Source organism: Rhodobacter sp. P2_H5, from assembly GCF_056403335.1.
Genome location: NZ_JBFUFS010000004.1, coordinates 140,532 through 157,573 on the forward strand (window position 1 = coordinate 140,532; position 17,042 = coordinate 157,573).

The 17,042-nt window shown below is 63.9% G+C and carries 14 protein-coding genes and 1 tRNA gene; 10 read left to right on the forward strand and 5 right to left on the reverse strand.

All coding sequences use genetic code 11. The features are described 5' to 3' along the window. The first annotated feature begins 4 nt into the window (after positions 1-4). Both dgoD and AC1DVR_RS06655 read left to right on the forward strand, forming a co-directional pair. Positions 5-1,153, forward strand: a complete 1,149-nt coding sequence (gene dgoD, locus AC1DVR_RS06650; RefSeq protein WP_477999755.1) for a galactonate dehydratase — start codon at positions 5-7, stop codon at positions 1,151-1,153. A 3-nt stretch (positions 1,154-1,156) separates the two neighbouring features. Beyond that, complete coding sequence (locus AC1DVR_RS06655; RefSeq protein ID WP_477999756.1) at positions 1,157-2,065, forward strand: dihydrodipicolinate synthase family protein; 909 nt, start codon at positions 1,157-1,159, stop codon at positions 2,063-2,065. Between the two features lie 29 nt (positions 2,066-2,094). Here the strand turns inward: AC1DVR_RS06655 and AC1DVR_RS06660 are convergent, their stop codons facing one another. After that, positions 2,095-2,973, reverse strand: coding sequence for a LysR substrate-binding domain-containing protein (locus AC1DVR_RS06660; RefSeq protein ID WP_477999757.1), 879 nt, complete (start codon positions 2,971-2,973; stop codon positions 2,095-2,097). 95 nt (positions 2,974-3,068) lie between these two features. On the opposite strand from AC1DVR_RS06660, the gene AC1DVR_RS06665 reads away from it, so the two are divergent. From AC1DVR_RS06665 to AC1DVR_RS06700, 8 genes are all read left to right on the forward strand, one after another. After that, positions 3,069-4,724, forward strand: a complete 1,656-nt coding sequence (locus AC1DVR_RS06665; RefSeq protein ID WP_477999758.1) for a Na/Pi cotransporter family protein — start codon at positions 3,069-3,071, stop codon at positions 4,722-4,724. A 103-nt stretch (positions 4,725-4,827) separates the two neighbouring features. Continuing rightward, complete coding sequence (locus AC1DVR_RS06670) at positions 4,828-6,015, forward strand: 2-aminoethylphosphonate--pyruvate transaminase (protein ID WP_477999759.1); 1,188 nt, start codon at positions 4,828-4,830, stop codon at positions 6,013-6,015. 27 nt (positions 6,016-6,042) lie between these two features. Then, positions 6,043-7,293, forward strand: a complete 1,251-nt coding sequence (gene phnA, locus AC1DVR_RS06675) for a phosphonoacetate hydrolase (protein WP_477999760.1) — start codon at positions 6,043-6,045, stop codon at positions 7,291-7,293. A gap of 8 nt (positions 7,294-7,301) precedes the next feature. Beyond that, entirely contained in the window at positions 7,302-8,759 is a 1,458-nt protein-coding gene (gene phnY / locus AC1DVR_RS06680; RefSeq protein ID WP_477999761.1) for a phosphonoacetaldehyde dehydrogenase, read from the forward strand. A gap of 275 nt (positions 8,760-9,034) precedes the next feature. Beyond that, positions 9,035-10,054, forward strand: a complete 1,020-nt coding sequence (locus AC1DVR_RS06685; protein WP_477999762.1) for a putative 2-aminoethylphosphonate ABC transporter substrate-binding protein — start codon at positions 9,035-9,037, stop codon at positions 10,052-10,054. A 57-nt stretch (positions 10,055-10,111) separates the two neighbouring features. Then, entirely contained in the window at positions 10,112-11,245 is a 1,134-nt protein-coding gene (locus AC1DVR_RS06690; protein WP_477999763.1) for a putative 2-aminoethylphosphonate ABC transporter ATP-binding protein, read from the forward strand. Position 11,246: 1 nt separating this feature from the next. Further along, complete coding sequence (locus tag AC1DVR_RS06695; RefSeq protein ID WP_477999764.1) at positions 11,247-13,253, forward strand: putative 2-aminoethylphosphonate ABC transporter permease subunit; 2,007 nt, start codon at positions 11,247-11,249, stop codon at positions 13,251-13,253. 143 nt (positions 13,254-13,396) lie between these two features. Further along, a complete protein-coding gene (locus tag AC1DVR_RS06700; protein ID WP_477999765.1) occupies positions 13,397-14,074 on the forward strand; it encodes an MFS transporter permease in 678 nt (225 codons plus the stop codon). A 405-nt stretch (positions 14,075-14,479) separates the two neighbouring features. On the opposite strand, the gene AC1DVR_RS06705 is transcribed toward AC1DVR_RS06700, so the two are convergent. The 4 genes from AC1DVR_RS06705 to AC1DVR_RS06720 all read right to left on the reverse strand — a co-directional run bounded on the left by AC1DVR_RS06705 (position 14,480) and on the right by AC1DVR_RS06720 (position 16,852). After that, positions 14,480-14,556 (reverse strand) — tRNA-Arg (locus AC1DVR_RS06705). Between the two features lie 32 nt (positions 14,557-14,588). Then, the gene (locus AC1DVR_RS06710) at positions 14,589-15,053 is read right to left on the reverse strand and encodes a GNAT family N-acetyltransferase (protein WP_477999766.1); all 465 of its coding nucleotides are present in this window, start codon (positions 15,051-15,053) and stop codon (positions 14,589-14,591) included. Beyond that, positions 15,050-16,492, reverse strand: a complete 1,443-nt coding sequence (locus AC1DVR_RS06715) for a hypothetical protein (RefSeq protein WP_477999767.1) — start codon at positions 16,490-16,492, stop codon at positions 15,050-15,052. The genes AC1DVR_RS06710 and AC1DVR_RS06715 overlap by 4 nt, the downstream gene beginning before the upstream one ends. A gap of 48 nt (positions 16,493-16,540) precedes the next feature. Continuing rightward, on the reverse strand, positions 16,541-16,852 hold the full coding sequence (locus AC1DVR_RS06720; protein WP_477999768.1) for an ETC complex I subunit: 312 nt from the start codon (positions 16,850-16,852) through the stop codon (positions 16,541-16,543). Positions 16,853-17,042: the final 190 nt, after the last annotated feature.

Consider the following 17,042-nt stretch of genomic DNA (forward strand, 5'->3'; position numbering starts at 1 on the left):
ACCCATGAAAATCACCGCCCTCAAGACCTTCGTCGTCCCGCCGCGCTGGTTGTTCCTGAAGATCGAGACCGACGAGGGCATCTCCGGCTGGGGCGAGCCGGTGCTGGAGGGCCATGCCGAAACCCTCGCCGCCAAGATCCGCGAGCTGGAGACGGTGATGATCGGCCGCGACCCGATGCTGATCGAGGACACCTGGCAGATGATCTACCGCAACGGCTGCTATCGTGGCGGTCCGGTTCTTATGAGTGCGATGTCGGGCATCGACATGGCGCTGTGGGATATCAAGGGCAAGGCTTACGGCCAGCCGGTCCATGCCCTGATGGGGGGCCGCGTGCGCGACCGGGTGCGCAGCTACCGCTGGATCGGCGGGGACCGGCCGCAAAACCTGATCGAGGAGGCGCAGGCCCTGCTGGCGCTCGGATATGACGCCTGCAAGTTCAACGTTACCGAGGAACTGCAATACATCGACAGCAACCGCAAGGTCGACCAGATCCTGGCCCGCCTGGGTGCCTTGCGCGATGCGGTGGGCTCGGCCCTCGACCTCGCCTTTGATTTCCACGGGCGCGTCCATGCGCCGATGGCCAAGGTGCTGTTGAAAGAGATGGAATATCTGCGCCCGATGTTTGTCGAGGATGCCGTGGTCTCGGCCCATGTCGATGTGATGGCGGATCTGGCGCGTTCGACCTCGATCACGCTGTGCATCGGCGAGCGGCTGCATTCGCGCTACGACTTCCGCCCGGTGTTTGAAAAGCGCGCGGCGGGGCTGATCAACCCCGACACCGCCCATGTCGGTGGCATCTCCGAGATGGTGCGGATCGGTCATATGGCCGAGGCTTATGACGTGGGACTTGCGCCGCATTGCCCCCTGGGCCCGATCGCGCTGGCCGCCTGCCTGCAGGTCGATGCGATCTGCTACAACGCGGTGATTCAGGAGCAGAGCCTTGGCATCCATTACAATCAGGGCGGTGATCTGAACGATTATCTGACCCCGGACAGCCGCTTCAAGGTGGTGGATGGCTTCCTGCCGATCCCGATGGGGCCGGGTCTGGGCATCGAGGTGGATGAGGCCGTCGTGGCCGAACGCGCGGCCCTTGGCCATGCCTGGCGCGCGCCGGTCTGGCGCCACGCCGATGGCTCGATTGCCGATTGGTGAAGGATGCAGGGCTTTTCAACCGACAAGCTGCACGGCATCCACGCCATCCTTTACGCCCTCTTTGATACCGAGGAGCGCCTTGACCGCGCCGCGATGCGCCGTCAGGTCGCGCAGTGTCTGGCGGTTGGCGTGCATGGCATGGCGGCCCTTGGCCTTGCGACCGAGGTCGCCAAACTGACCGGGGCCGAGCGCCTTATGGTGATGGACTGGGTGGCCGAGGATACCGCGGGCGCCGTGCCGCTGGGCTTCACCATCTTCGGCGCTTCGGTGGCCGAGCAGGTGGTGCAGGTGCGGCATGCCGAAAGCGTCGGCGCGGATTGGGTCATCCTGCAGCCGCCAATGGTCGGCAGCTATGGCGCTGCCGAATATATCCGGTTCTTTGGCCGCGTGGCCGAGACGACCTCTCTGCCTGTCGCGATCCAGAACGCCCCCGCCTTCATGGGCCGCGGCCTGAGCGCCGCCGAGATCGCCGATCTGGTGCGCCAGCACCCCAACATCCGTGCGATCAAGGGCGAAGGGGCCGTGACCGAGATTGCTGGCGTCATCGCGGCGACGGGTGGCAGCCTGCCGGTGTTCAACGGCCGCGCGGGTCTGGAAATGCTCGACAATTTCCGCATCGGCTGTCGTGGCCTGATCCTGGCACCCGATTGCATCGACTACGCCGTCGCCGCTTATGAGGCCTTCAGGCGGGGCGATGGGGACGAAGCCGAGGCGCTCTATGCCGCCATGCTGCCCGCCGTTGTGGCGACGATGCAGGGGCTGGAGCATCTGATCTGTTACGGCAAGAGGCTCTACGCGGCCCGGGTCGGCGAAGAGATACAGGACCGCGCGCCCGCCCTGCGCCCGAACCAGACCGGAATGGAGATGGTGGCGCGGCTGTCGGTGCGCCTTGGGCCCCTGCAGCGGCGGTAGGCCCTGGCGCGGATTGGCGCCAGCTTCGTTCAGCCCTTGCCCGCGTTTGCCTGCCGCGCCATCTCGAAGAAGGCCTGCACCAGCTTGGAGCCGCGCCTTTCGTGCAGGCAGATCAGGGCCTCGTCCATCATCATCCGGTCCTCGGGCTCCAGCCGGATCGGCACAAGGCGGCTGTCTTCTCCGAATTCCACCAGGGAGACGAAGCCAATGCCGACGCCCGAGGCCACGATCTCGCGCACCGCCTCGCGGCCTTCGGCCTCGATGGTGGGTTTCAACTCGATGCCCTGGGCGCGGGCGGCCTCCTCCAGCTTCACCCGGGTCTTCGATCCGCGTTCGCGCAGGACCAGCGCCTGATCCGCCAGCTGGGCAAAGGTCAGACGCTCGGCTTTCGCCAGCGGGTGGCCATGGGCGACAAAGGCGATGATGGGAGAGGAGCTGAGCAACTCGCTGTCGAAATTCTTCAGGGTGGGCATCTCGCCGAGGATGCCCAGATCGGCTTCGTAATTGTGCAGGCTGGTGACGACGGTTTCGGTATTGCCTGAGCGGACCGAGATCTTGACCCCCGGATAGCGTTTGCGAAAGGCGGCGAGGATATGCAGCAGATGGTGCGCGCTGTCGGCGACGATGCGCAGATTGCCCGATTGCAGCGCGCGGCTTTCCGACAGGAAATCCAGCGCCTGCTGTTCGCAGTCAAAAAGCCTGCGGGTGATCTGCAGCAAATGCTCCCCCGCCGCCGTCAGTACCACCTGCTTGCGGATCCGGTTGAACAGCAGGACGTCGTATTCCTCCTCCAGCTTGCTGACCTGATCCGAGATCGCGGGCTGGGTCAGGAACAGGGCCTCCGCCGCCCGCGAAAAGCCGCCGCAGGTGGCCACGTAGTGAAAGGCTCGCAGCTGGACATAGCGCATCGGACACCTGTAAAATTTATGATAGGATAAGAACTAACGATTTGAGTTATGCTTTGCAATGGCGCCTTTTGGGGGATCACCCGCAGGAGGCCCAAATGCACCCGTTTCTGATCCTCATTCACCTCGCCGCCGCCGTCATGCTGCTCTTGTGGGCGGTGCGCATGGTTGGCACCGGCATGGACCGCGCCTGGGGGCCGGGTTTGCGGACGCTTCTGCGCCGGGCGGGGGGCGGCTCCATCAGCATGGCGCTGGCCGGGACCATCCTCGCGATCATTCTGCAAAGCGCCACGGCGGTGGGCATCCTGGCCGCGGGCTTTGCCACCTCTGGCATCCTCAGCATCAGCGCGGGGATCGCGGCACTTCTGGGGGCGGATTTCGGCTCGACGCTGGTGGTCAAACTCCTGTCCTTCGATCTGAGCGAGCTGATCCCGATTCTGGTGCTGACCGGGGCCACGCTGTTCCTGAAGTTCGAACACCGCCAGTTGCGCCAGATCGGCCGGGTGGTGCTGGGCGTGGCCTTCATCCTTCTGTCGCTGCGCATGGTGGGGGCCGCGACCGAGCCCTTGCGGCAAAGTGCTGTCCTGCCGCAGGTGGCGGGCTGGCTGGCCGGTGACCCGCTGACCGCGTTTATCGTCGCGGCGCTGATGGCCTGGGGGCTGCATTCCTCGGTCGCCACGCTGCTGATCTTCGCCAATTTCGCCGTCAGCGGCGTGCTTCCGGTCGAGGCGGCGGCCCCGATGGTGCTGGGCGCGAACCTTGGCGGCGCCATGGTCGCGGTCTGGCTGACCCGTGGCGCGGGGTTGCCCGCCCGGCGGATCCCGCTGGCCAACCTTCTGTTTCGCGGCGCGGGCGCGGTGACAGCCCTTTTGCTGTTGCAGGTGGTGCCGCATCCCTTGGAGCATCTGGGGACCGGTGCGGGCGTTCAACTGGTGAACTTCCATGTGCTCTTCAACCTCAGCCTGCTTGTAATCTCCCTCCCCTTCACCGGCCTGATGGATCGGCTGACCGCCCGGCTTTGGCCGACGCCGGAGGGCGCCGCCGCCGCGGCCACCTGGCGCAGCGCTTTGGACCGCAGCGCGATCAGCCGCCCCAATCTGGCGCTCGCCAGCGCCCAGCGCGAACTGTTGCGGATGGGCGAGACGCTGGAGGCGATGCTGCGCCCGGTGATGGATCTGCTGGAGGTCGGCGATGACCTTGGCATCGCGCGCCTGCGGGCAATGGATGCCGAGATCAACCAGCGCCACACCGACATCAAGCTTTTCGTGGCCGAATTGAACCGCGGCGTCCTGACCGAGGACGAGGCCCGGCGCGGGCTGGAACTGGCGGGCCTTGCCAATGATTTCGAGGCGATCGGCGATATCATCGCCAAGACGCTGCTCTCCCAAGCGGCCGACAAGGCCCGGCTGAAGGTGCGGTGTTCGGATGAAGGCTGGCGCGAGCTCAGCAGCCTGCACGCAAGGGTCATGGCGAATGCCCAGATTGCCCTGAATGTCCTGGTTTCGGGCGATCTGGAAAGCGCGCGGCTTCTGGTGGCGGAAAAAGCCGTGCTGCGTCAGGTCGAGCGCGACTTTCACGACCGCCACATTGCCAGGCTCCGGTCCGGCAACCTGCGCAGCATCGACACCAGCGACATCCATATGGAAGTGGTGCGCGCCTTGAAGGAGGTGAACTCCCTTCTGGTCAAGGTCGCCTATCCGATCCTGTCGGACTCCGGGCTCCTGTTGGAAAGCCGTCTGGCAGAACCGGCATGATCATCGTTTTTAACGATGATCTGATCTTAAATAACGATTTTACAGATGATTTGCACCATGAAAAACTGAGGTCAGATCGTCGTTCAACCCCAAGAGGCCTACCATGACCCATGCCGACACCGCTTTTGCCGACCCCCGCCTGGGCGAGCCGTTCCTCTTGACCCCGGGGCCGCTGACCACGGCTTACAGCGTCAAGGAAGCCATGCTGCGCGATTGGGGTTCGTGGGATAGCGACTTCCGCGCCATGACGAAATCCATGTGTGATCAACTGGTTGCACTGGCAGGCGACACGAAGGGAGAATTTGCCTGCGTGCCGATCCAGGGCTCGGGCTCGTTCTGCTGCGAGGCGATGCTGGGATCGCTGGTGCCCCGCGATGGCAAGGTTCTGGTGCTGGCCAATGGCGCTTACGGCCTGCGCGCGGCGGAAACGCTGCGGGTGATGGGCCGGGCCTATACGCTGATTGACAAGGGCGACTACCTGCCGCCGCGCGGTGACGAGGTGGGCCGCGCCTTGGACGCCGATCCGGCCATCACCCATGTCATCGCGATCCATTGCGAGACCTCCTCGGGCATCCTGAACCCGGTGGCCGAGATTGCCGAGGCGGTCGCCGCCCGCGGCCGCAGGCTGCTGGTGGATTCGATGTCGGCCTTCGGCGCGGTGGATCTGGATGTGAACCGCATCCAGTACGATGCCTTCGTCTCATCGGCCAACAAATGCATCGAAGGTGTCCCCGGTTTTGGCTTTGTCATCGCCCACAAGTCGGTGCTTGAGGCGGCAAAGGGCAATGCCCATTCGCTGAGCCTGGATGTCCATGCGCAATGGGCGGCGATGGTCAAGACCGGCCAATGGCGCTTTACCCCGCCGACCCATTCTGTCGCAGCCTTCCTTGAAGCGCTGCGGCTGCACGCTCTGGAGGGCGGCGTGGCCGGTCGGGGCGCCCGCTATACCAGGAACCGCGATGTGATGGTGGCGGGGATGCGCGGCCTCGGGTTTGAGACCCTGCTCGCCGATGCCTGGCTGTCGCCGATCATCGTGACCTTCTTCAACCCGGCCCATCCGAACTTTGTCTTCTCGACCTTCTACGACCTGATGAAGGCCAAGGGCTTCATCATCTATCCCGGCAAGCTGACCGTGGTGGACAGCTTCCGCGTCGGCTGCATCGGCCGGATGAATGAACACATCATGCGCCGGGTCGTGGCCGCCGCCGCAGCCTGCCTGACCGAAATGGGCGTCGACACCGCCGCCCCGCCCGCCGCCGCAATTGCCGAGCGCGCGAAGCTTGCCGCCTGACCTTCCCCTCACAGAACGGACCCCAACATGAACGCTCATCTCCGCCCCCCCGTCGTCGCCAATGACCGCAGCTATCCCTGGCCGAAAGTCACCGCGATCGCGATCTGCCTCGATGGCTGCGAACCGGCCTATCTGGAGGTCGCCATTGCCAAGGGCCTGATGCCGACCCTGAAGAAGATGCGCGAGGTCGGCACCGACCGGCTGGCGCATTCGGTCATCCCCTCCTTCACCAACCCCAACAACCTGTCGATCGCAACCGGCCGCCCGCCCGCCGTCCACGGCATCTGCGGCAACTACCTGTACGAGCGCGAAACCGGCAAGGAGGTCATGATGAACGACGTGCGCTTCCTGCGCGCGCCGACGGTGTTCGGCCAGTTCTACAAGGCTGGCGCCCGCGTCGCCGTGGTGACGGCCAAGGACAAGCTGCGCGCGCTGCTGGGGGCGGGCCTGCGCTTTGACGAAGATCGCGCGATCTGCTTCTCGGCCGAACGCTCGGACAAGGCCACCTTGGCCGAGAACGGCATCGACAACGCCAGCGCCTGGCTCGGGATGCCGGTCCCGGAGGTTTACTCGGCCGACCTGTCGGAGTTTGTCTTTGCCGCTGGCGTGAAGCTGCTGCGCGACTGGAAGCCGGATGTGATGTACCTGACCACCACCGATTATGTGCAGCACAAATACGCGCCCGAGGATGCCCAGGCGCAGAGCTTCTACAAGATGTTCGACCTTTACCTCGCGCAGCTCGATGCGATGGGGGCGGCGATTGTGGTGACCGCCGACCATGGGATGAAGCCCAAGCACCTCGCCGATGGCTCGCCGTCGGTGATCTATGTCCAGGACAAGCTGGATGCCATGCTGGGCAAGGATGCGGCAAGGGTGATCCTGCCGATCACCGACCCCTATGTCGTGCATCACGGCGCGCTTGGCTCTTTCGCCACCGCCTATCTGCCCGAAAGTGCGGATCAGGCGAAGGTCATCGCGGAACTTGCCGCCATTCCCGAGATGACGCTGGTGGTCGACAAGGCCGAAGCCGTCCGCCGCTTTGAACTGCCGGGCGACCGGATCGGCGATATCGTGATGATCTCGGGCGAGAACATGACGCTGGGCACCTCGGCCCACCGCCACGACCTCGCCGCGCTGAACGAGCCCCTGCGCAGCCATGGCGGCCTGACCGAACAGGTCGTGCCCTTCATCGTCAACCGGGTGATTGACCTGCCGAACGCCCCGGTCCTGCGCAACTTTGACGCCTTCTACTTCGCCTGCACCGCTGCGGCGCTGTGAGGTGTGAGATGTTGAAAAGATCCCCCCCGATCGCGATCCGGCACGAGACCATGCGCATCGCCGGCCGCAAGGTCGATACGGTGGACCGCGTGCCGGTCCACTACCCCTGGACGGAGGAGCTGATCGGCACCGTGCCCGCCGGCACCGCCGAACACGTGCGCGAGGCCTTTGCCATCGCCGCCGCCTATCAGCCGACCCTGACCCGCTACGAGCGTCAGAAGATCCTCCTGAACATCGCCCGCATCATCAGCGAGCGGAAATCCGAACTTGCGCCGATCATCACCGCCGAACTCGGCATCTCGCTGGCCGATGCACTTTATGAATGCGGGCGGGCTTTCGATGTCTACACCCTGACCGGGCAAATGTGCATCCATGACGATGGCGAGATCTTCTCTTGCGATCTGACCCCGCATGGCAAGGCGCGCAAGATCTTCACCACGCGGGAGCCCTTGCGGGCAATCTCGGCCATCACGCCCTTCAACCATCCGCTCAACATGGTCAGCCACAAGATCGCCCCGGCGATTGCCACCAACAACTGCATCGTGGTGAAACCGACCGAGCTGACGCCGCTGACCGCCCTCTGGCTCGCCGATGCGATCTATGAGGCCGGGCTGCCGCCGGAAATGCTGTCGGTCGTCACCGGCTGGCCGGCCGATATCGGCGACGAGATGATCACCAACCCGGATTTCGACCTGATCACCTTCACCGGCGGCGTGCCGGTCGGCAAGATGATCGCGGCCAAGGCGGTCTACAAACGCCAGGTGCTGGAACTCGGTGGCAATGATCCCCTGATCATCTGCAACGACCTCAGCGATGCCGATCTGGCCAAAGCCGCCGATCTGGCCGTGGCGGGGGCCACCAAGAACTCCGGCCAGCGCTGCACGGCGGTCAAGCGCATCCTGGTGCAGGAGAGTGTTGCTGATCGTTTCGTGCCCATGGTCCTGGCCCGCGCCAAGGCCCTGCGCTTTGGCGATCCGATGGACCCCAAGACCGACCTCGGCTGCGTCGTCCATGCCCGCGCCGCCGAAGTGTTCGAGAACCGCGTGCATCTGGCCGAGGCCGAGGGCGCCAGGATCCTCTACCACCCCGGCCGCAAGGGCGCACTTTTGCCGCCCATCGTGGTCGATCACGTCCGCCACGAAAGCGAACTGGTGCTCGAGGAAACCTTCGGCCCGATCATCCCGATCGTGCGCGTGCCCGATGACGATGTCGAGACGATGCGCATCTCGAACTCCACCGCCTTTGGCCTGTCCTCGGGGGTCTGCACCAACGACTACCTGCGCATGCAAAGCTATATCAAAGGTCTGGTCGTGGGCACCGTCAACATCTGGGAAGTCCCCGGCTACCGCATCGAGATGTCGCCCTTCGGCGGCATCAAGGACAGCGGCAACGGCTACAAGGAAGGCGTGATCGAGGCGATGAAAAGCTTCACCAACGTCAAGACCTTCTCGCTGCCCTGGGCGTAAAGGCCCCTCCGCGCCGCAGGGGTGAACCCGGCAGAGCCTGTCTCTGCCGGGGGCGCTGACCGGCGCCTGCAACGGCAATAAATCATCGCTCAGGACGATGATTTCATAAAAATAATAGATTTTACTTATCAGACCCACTCCCGCCTCCTGAGACCGTGGCGCCGGACCCTGTGGCTGAAACGGGCCCAAACTCCAGAAGAAACCCAAGAAGAAACGACGCGTGGCCAAACAAGGCCGCCGCAAGATTCACCCAAGATCCAACAAGGAAAACAGACATGACCGTAAAGACTTTCCTGGTCTCCTCCGCCCTTGCGCTGTTTGGCGCATTTGCGGCCCATGCCGAGACCGAACTGACCGTTTACACCGCCTTTGAAGCGGAGTTTCTGGAGCGTTACGCCGCGGCCTTCAATGCCGAACACCCGGATATCAAGATCAACTGGGTGCGCGATTCCACCGGGGTCGTGACGGCAAAACTGCTGGCCGAAAAGAACAACCCCAGCGCCGATGTGGTCTGGGGACTGGCCGCGACCTCGCTTCTGGTTTTGAAGACCGAAGGCATGCTGGAACCCTACGCCCCCGCTGGCGTGGAAAAACTCGACCCGCGCTTTGTGGACAGCGACCAGCCGCCCTCCTGGGTGGGCCTCGACGCCTGGCTGGCTTCGATCTGCTACAACACGGTGGAGGGTGCCAAACTGGGCCTGACCGCACCGACCAGCTGGGAGGACCTGACCAAGCCGGAATATGCGGGCCATGTCGTGATGCCGAACCCGGCCTCCTCGGGCACCGGTTTCCTTGATGTCTCGGCCTGGCTGCAGACTTTTGGCGAGGCCAAGGGCTGGGACTACATGGACCGCCTGCATGCCAATGTGGCGAGCTATACTCATTCCGGATCGAAGCCCTGCAAGATGGCGGCGGCGGGCGAAACCGTGGTCGGCGTGTCCTTCGCCTTCCGGGGTGCGCAAGCCGTGACCGACGGCGCGCCGATCCAGGTGATCACCCCCAGCGAGGGTCTGGGCTGGGATGCCGAAGCTGCCGCCATCATCGGTGGCACCGCGAAGATGGAGGCGGCCAAGACACTGGTCGACTGGTCGATCTCTGCGGCGGCGATGAAGGAATACAACGTCGGCTATGCCGTTCTGGCGCTGCCCGGTGTGGCCAAGCCCGTCGCGAACTACCCGGCCGATGCCGAAAGCAAGATGATCAAGAACGATTTCGAATGGGCTGCCAACAACCGCGCCAAGATCCTGGCCGAATGGTCCAAGCGCTACGACAACAAGAGCGAGCCGAAGTCCTGAATCTGACATGCGCGTGGGCCCCGTTCGGCCCACGCCCCAGCCGACTGGAGCAGCAGCATGAACGCCCTGAATTCCCTGAACCTATCCATCCTGCCGGAGACAAAGCCCGTGAACGACGACTATCTCCGTATTGACAACCTCTGGAAGATCTACGGCGAATTCGCGGCCTTGCGCGACGTGTCGCTGCGGATCGGCCGTGGGGAGTTCATCTGCTTTCTCGGCCCCTCGGGTTGCGGCAAGACCACGCTGTTGCGCGCCATCGCCGGGCTGGAGCCGCAGACTCGCGGCCAGATCCTGCAAGGGGGCCGCGACATTTCGAACTTGCCGGCCTCCCAGCGGGATTACGGCATCGTGTTCCAGTCCTACGCGCTGTTTCCCAACCTGACGGTGGCCCGCAACGTGGCCTTCGGTCTGGAAAACACCGGGCGCCCCAAGGCCGAGATCACCAAGCGCGTCGCCGAGTTGCTGGCGCTGGTCGGCCTGTCCGACAAGGCCGACCGCTATCCCGCTCAGCTTTCGGGCGGCCAGCAGCAGCGCATCGCTTTGGCACGGTCCATCGCCATCAACCCCGGGCTCTTGCTGCTGGACGAGCCGCTTTCGGCGCTGGATGCCAAGGTCCGGGTCCATCTGCGCCACGAGATCAAGGAACTGCAGCGCAAGCTTGGCGTGACGACCATCATGGTGACCCATGATCAGGAAGAGGCGCTGTCGATGGCCGACCGCATCGTCGTGATGAACCACGGCGTGATCGAGCAGATCGGCACGCCGACCGAGATCTACCGCCACCCGGCCTCGCTTTTCGTGGCCGATTTCATCGGCGAGACCAACCGCATCGCCAGCCACTACCGGCAAGGTTCGGTCACGCTGGGCAATCTGGTCCTGAACACCGAAGTGCCTGGCTTGAGCGAGGGGCAAGCGGTCACGGTCGCCATCCGCCCGGAGGATATCCTGCCCCATGCAGCGGGACACGAGGCCCAGCCCAGGCCCAACCATCTGCCGGTGACGATCGAGGGCCAGGAATTCCTCGGTGCGTCGTGGCGGATGCATCTGAGGAGCGAGGCACTGGGGGTGACGCCGCTGGTGGCCAATTTCTCGATGAACGCCGTGCGGCGGTTTGATCTGTCGGAAGGCAGCAAACTGACCGTCGAACTTCCCGCCGAGCGTGTGCTCGTCTTCGCGAAAGGCGCCTGAGATGTCCGCTGCTGACTGGATCCTGCCGCGCCGCACCGTGACCCTGAAGATCGACCGGGATGGGGTGATCAAGCGCGGCTTCATGCTGGTGATCGCGCTTTACCTGATCGTGGCGCTGGCGCTGCCGCTTTACACCATGCTGTCGAAATCCTTCGTGACCTATGGCTTCGATCTCGACCGCTACGAGTTCGAGGTCAGCGATCCGACTGGCACCACCTTCGGCCCGCCCGTGACGGCCGCAGCGCTGAATGCGACCCTTGGCCGCTTTGGCCCCGAGGATCTGCGCACCTCCTCCGAAGGCAGGTTGTCGGTGGTCGAGCTTTTCCCCGACTTCAACTTTCGCAGCCCGGTGAAATACCGCATGCGCGGACTGGGGGATGCGCCCTGGCTGATGGGGCTTGATCTGGTCAGGGCCGGGGACTGGCAGACCTACGACAGCAACAGCTTCCGCCGCATCAATCTGCGCCCGGTCACGACCTTTGGCGTGCAGAACTACCTCGCCTATATCTCCAACCCGACGCTGTTCCGCTCGGTCGAGAACTCGCTTTTCATCGCTTTGGTGAGCACGGTGCTGACGGTCAGCTCCGCCTTCGGCTTTGCCTATGCGATGACCCGCAGCTGCATGCGGTTCAAGGGGGCGATGAAGCTGGTGGCCATGATGCCAATCCTCGTGCCCTCGCTCCTGCCAGGGATCGCGCTGATCTATCTCTTCGGCAATCAGGGTCTGCTGAAAGACCTGCTGATGGGCCAGTCGATCTATGGCCCCTTGGGCATCGTGATCGGCTCGGTGTTCTTCACCTTTCCCCATGCCCTGATCATCATCTCCACCGCGCTCGCCATCGCCGACCAGCGCCAGTACGAGGCCGCCGAGGCCCTGCGCGCTTCGGCCTGGCGCACCTTCTGGACGGTGACGATCCCCGGGGCACGCTATGGCCTGATCTCGGCCGCTTTCGTGACCTTCACGCTGGTGATCACCGATTTCGGCCTGCCCAAGGTGATCGGCGGCCAATACAGCGTGCTGGCCATCGACATCTACAAACAGGTGATCGGCCAGCAGAATTTCGAGATGGGGGCGGTGGTTTCCGTCATCCTGCTGATCCCGGCCGTCCTGGCCTTCGTGATCGACCGGCAGGTGCAAAAGAAGCAGGTCTCGCAGCTTTCGGCACGCTCGGTGCCCTATGCGCCAAAGCCGCGCGCCGGCTTCGATGCGCTGTGTCTGGTCGGGTGCGGGCTGGTGGTGGGGTTCATCCTTCTGATGATCGGCACCTGCCAATTGGCCGCCGTGGTCAAATTCTGGCCCTATGACATGAGCCTGACCTTCAGGAACTTCGCCTTCGACAAGGTGGATGGCGGCGGCTGGGCGGCCTATTGGAACTCGATCAAGCTGGCCTCGCTGACTGCGGTGATCGGGACGGCCGTGGTCTTCACCGGCGCCTATATGGTGGAAAAGCTGGACGGGTCGCATTTCGCCCGCGGGCTGTTCCAGTTTCTGGCCATGCTGCCGATGGCTGTGCCCGGTATGGTGCTGGGGCTGGCCTATATCTTCTTCTTCAACAACCCGGCCAACCCGCTGCATGCGATCTACGGCACGATGGCGATCCTGGTCGTCTCGACCGTGACGCACTTCTACACCGTGGGCCACCTCACGGCCCTGACCGCGCTGAAGCAGATCGACCCCGAGTTTGAATCGGTGGCCACCTCGATGCGGCAACCGTTCTGGCGGCTTTTTGGAAGGGTGACGGTGCCGATCTGCCTGCCGGCGATCCTCGACATCATGATCTATCTCTTCGTGAATGCGATGACGACGGTGTCGGCGGTGGTGTTCATCTATTCCAGTCAGACGGCACTGGCGTCGATCGCCGTGCTGAACATGGATGACGCGGGCGACATCGCCCCGGCGGCGGCGATGGGGATGATGATCTTTTACACCAATGTCGGGGCGCGGCTGTTGCACATGGCGCTGTCGCACGGAATTTTGCGCCGGACCCAGGCTTGGCGGGTCCGGTGATGTACTTATGTGAAACGCATGGGAGCGTGCGGCGGGGCAAATGAGGCAACACGACCGCCCCTTGTGCAGCCTGTCCCAATCTGCGGAATAGCCTGACGCGGGCTGCTGCGCTAAGATCGCTCGACCCGGACCACAGGTATCCCATGGATTTCATGAACCTCCTCCGCTCGGCGGAACTGTTGCTCTACGAGGTGGTGTCGTGGCTGGTCTTCTATCCGCTGACCCTGTGGCGCTGCATCACGCGACCGATGGCCATGATCGCCTATGCCGAACAAGAGCTGACCCGCCCGCCCGAGGACCAGTTCCCCGAGGCCCTGAGCCCGCCGATCTTCCTGTTCCTGACGCTGATGATCGCCCACATGCTGCAGAGCGGGGTTTTTCACAATGAGGCGGTCTTCGAGGGCGTGCTGTCGGATCAGCGCAACCTGTTGATCTTGCGGGCGGTGGCCTTCAGCCTGTTTCCCTTGCTCTTGGGGATCCAGCATGTGCAGCTGGCCGGGCAGCCGCTCAGCCGTTTGACCCTGCGCCCGATGTTCTATGCGCAATGCTATGTGACGGTGCCTTTCGTGCTTGCGCTCGATCTTGCGATGATGCTGGGAAATGCGCCCCTGCCCTGGGCCAAGCCTGCGGCGCTGGCGATCTTCCTGCTCGGGCTCGCATGGTATGCCGTGGCGCTGACGCGCGGCTTCATGATCCACCGCAACACCCGTCTTGCCCATGCCATCGGTCAGACCGCACTGGCGATCACGCTGGGCGGGATCTGCTTTTTTGCCACCTTCGCCCTGTCGCTGCTCACCGGGTCTGTCACCTTGGGCAAGTGATCGGATCAGGCCATCCGCAGCCGGGCCACCGCATCGCCGGGCCACAGGACGGCGGTGATCCCGTCGGCGCCGAGGATCTTCCACGCCGGGTTGCGCGCCTGTATCTCGCAAGAGAGACCCGACATGCACCAAGCCCCGGAACACCACCTGCTGCTGCATCGCTGAGCGTCACCCAAGGCACGGCCAGCGGGTGCAGGGCAGGCTGAATGATCATCCACCGAACCGGCATCGCGACAAGACCTGTCAGCCGCCCTGCCCCATATCAACCGCCCGAGCGGTGATCTTCTCCTCAATGTTGGAACGCCCGAAGCCAGGGTTTCCGGCTCCACTCGGGGTGAAGGGCTAGCGGCCTCCCCCGATTTCACCAGGATTTCGGACCAAGTCCGAGCTTCTTTTATGGAAATATGGCGACCCCGGAAGGAATCGAACCCTCAACCTCGGACTTAGAAGGTCCTTGCTCTATCCAGTTGAGCTACGGGGCCGCACTGACGCTCTTTTGCGGCAGGAGGGGCTTTCACGCAAGAGTGCGCGTCATGAAAACCGACATCGGGTCCAGCACATAGTCGCCGAAGGGCGGGCAATAGGTGAAGCCCGCGCGCTCGTAAAGCATGCGGGCCGGCAGGAACATGTCCTGCGACCCGGTCTCCAGGCTGAGCCGCATCACGCCCGCGGCCTCGGCCGCCGCCACCAGATGCACCAGAATCCGCGAGGACAGGCCCTTGCCGCGGTGTTCGGCCAGCACATGCATCGACTTGATCTCGGCATGGCCGGACTCAAAGATCTTGAAGGCGCCCATGGCCACGGGCGCCCCGGCTTCGCGCAGGACAAAGAACGCCACCTCTGGCACATCCAGCGCGCCGGCATCCATCATATGGATGCTTTCGGGCGGGGTGTCGTGGTGCATATCGGCCGTATGCCGCGCAAAAAGCTGCGCGAGATCCGGGCCGAGCGGGCTTTCCTGCGTGATGGTCAGGCTCAATTGCCACCCATCATCGGGGTGCCGTTGACCAGCAGCGAGCCCGGCTTGGATGCGTCGATTTCCCAGACCAGCTTGCCGTCTTCCTGCTTGGCCATACCCTGCGCCATGCCAAAGCCCATCATCGCCTGACCCTTGATGTCATCCGGGGCGGCCTGCAGTGCGGCCTGCAGCTTTTCAGCACCGGTCAGGGTGACCCTGGCTGTGCCGGTCGGCACCGGCATGTCGGGGCCGGCAATCATGGCGCCCTGATAGGTCAGCTCATAGCCGTCGCCGGTGACCGCACCGGGGTTCATCGTGATCGTCACGGTGCCCTTGGGCAGGAAAGCGGCCTGAACCGCCTTGTCGAACTCGGTCGTGTCGGCCATGCCCTCGGGCAGGTCGAAGGCGCCCATCGCCGCGGTGGCGCCGGCTGCGGCGTCGAAATCGGTGACCTGCACGTCAAACGAGGCTTTCTGCGGCAGGATCGGCGCGGCCCAGGCCGGCACCAGACCATCGGGCAGGGTCACGCCGGACAGCCCAAAGCCCATGCGGGCCTTGCCGTCGGCCACAACCCCGTTCACGTCGAGGCTCGTCGTCATTTCGGCAATGCCGATGGCGCCCACCGGCGACTGCACCGCGATGTTGCTTGCCTTGCCGGTGCCGCTGACATTGCCGAAGATCGGGAACCAATCGGTGAGAGCGGCCTTCAGGCCGGCCTTGTCGGCCTTCATCGCCTCCTCGCCGGGATGGGCGACGAACCAGGCGATCGTCTTGTAGGTCGCATCGGTCTTCATGCCCGTAACGGTCATGTCCTGGCTGCTGCTTTCGACCGTGTAGCTGATCGACTGCGGCGCAGCCCCTTCGCCGGCGCCCGGCATCTCCATCGTCGCGGCCTGGTTCTTGGCCAGGGTCGTCACATGCGAATCCACGCCGCCGGCGGCATTGGCCACCGAGGTGCTGGTGCCGGTCACCGAATCGATCGTCGTGGTGTTGTGCGACAGGCCGCCTTCGACCTTGCCCATCACGGTCTCGGTCTTGAGGCCGGTCGCCTCGAAGGTCGAGGTCGAGAAGGCCATCAGCTTTTCGTCAAAGGTGCCCTCAGACTTCACGGCTTCGGCGGTGAAATTCACCTTGCCGCCCTCAGGCAGGGTCAGCTCGCCCTTCAGGGGCTGGTCTTCGGTGACGGCCCAGGTGCCGTCGCCATTGTCGGTCAGGGTCAGTTCGATGGGCGAAATCGTGCCTGCAACGCCCTGATCCTTGCCCATCGCGATGAAGGGAGCGGCGTCGAGCGTGACGGCATAGGTGTCGCCATCGGCTTCGACGGCGACCACGCCTTCGGTGGACCCCAGATAGGTCTGGAAGACCTTGGTCAGGTGATCGGCGCCCTCCTGCGTGGCAGGATTGGCCAGCGCGGTTGTGGCCATCAGCAGAGGAATAAGCGCAAGTGCATGCTTTTTCATGACAAACTCCGAAAATGAAAAAGCCCCGTCACCCGGGGCCATAAAGGGTCAATGGGTCCAGACGCCCTTGCGGTTGGTCGCGAAATTCTCGCCATAACCGCCGGGGCGGATGTTGGCGCGGCGGGCGTGGGGGTCGATCACGTCAAACTCGATACCGCGTTCGCGGGCATAATCCTCGGCTGCTTCCTTGGTGTCGAAGCGCAGGCGGACCTGGCTGTCCATGTCGTCCGAGGAGGTCCAGCCCATCAGCGGATCAACCTCACGGGCGGTGGCGGGGGCGAATTCCAGCACCCAGCCCTTGGCTTTGGCGGTGCCCGACTGCATGGCAGTCTTGGCGGGTTGGTAGATGCGCGCACGCATGGAAAACCTCACGAGATCAGGGCTACCTGCTTTATTCCGAAATTGGGAGGAAAGTGCAAGGTGCTGTCGGCTGGTTGCTGGGGTTGGGTGGGGTGTGTGGTGCGCCCAGCCGACAGTGTTTGCTGCTTGCCCCTTCAGCTTGCCCCGGAACATTTCGCATTTCAACCAAAAGAAGTATTACTTCTGTCAT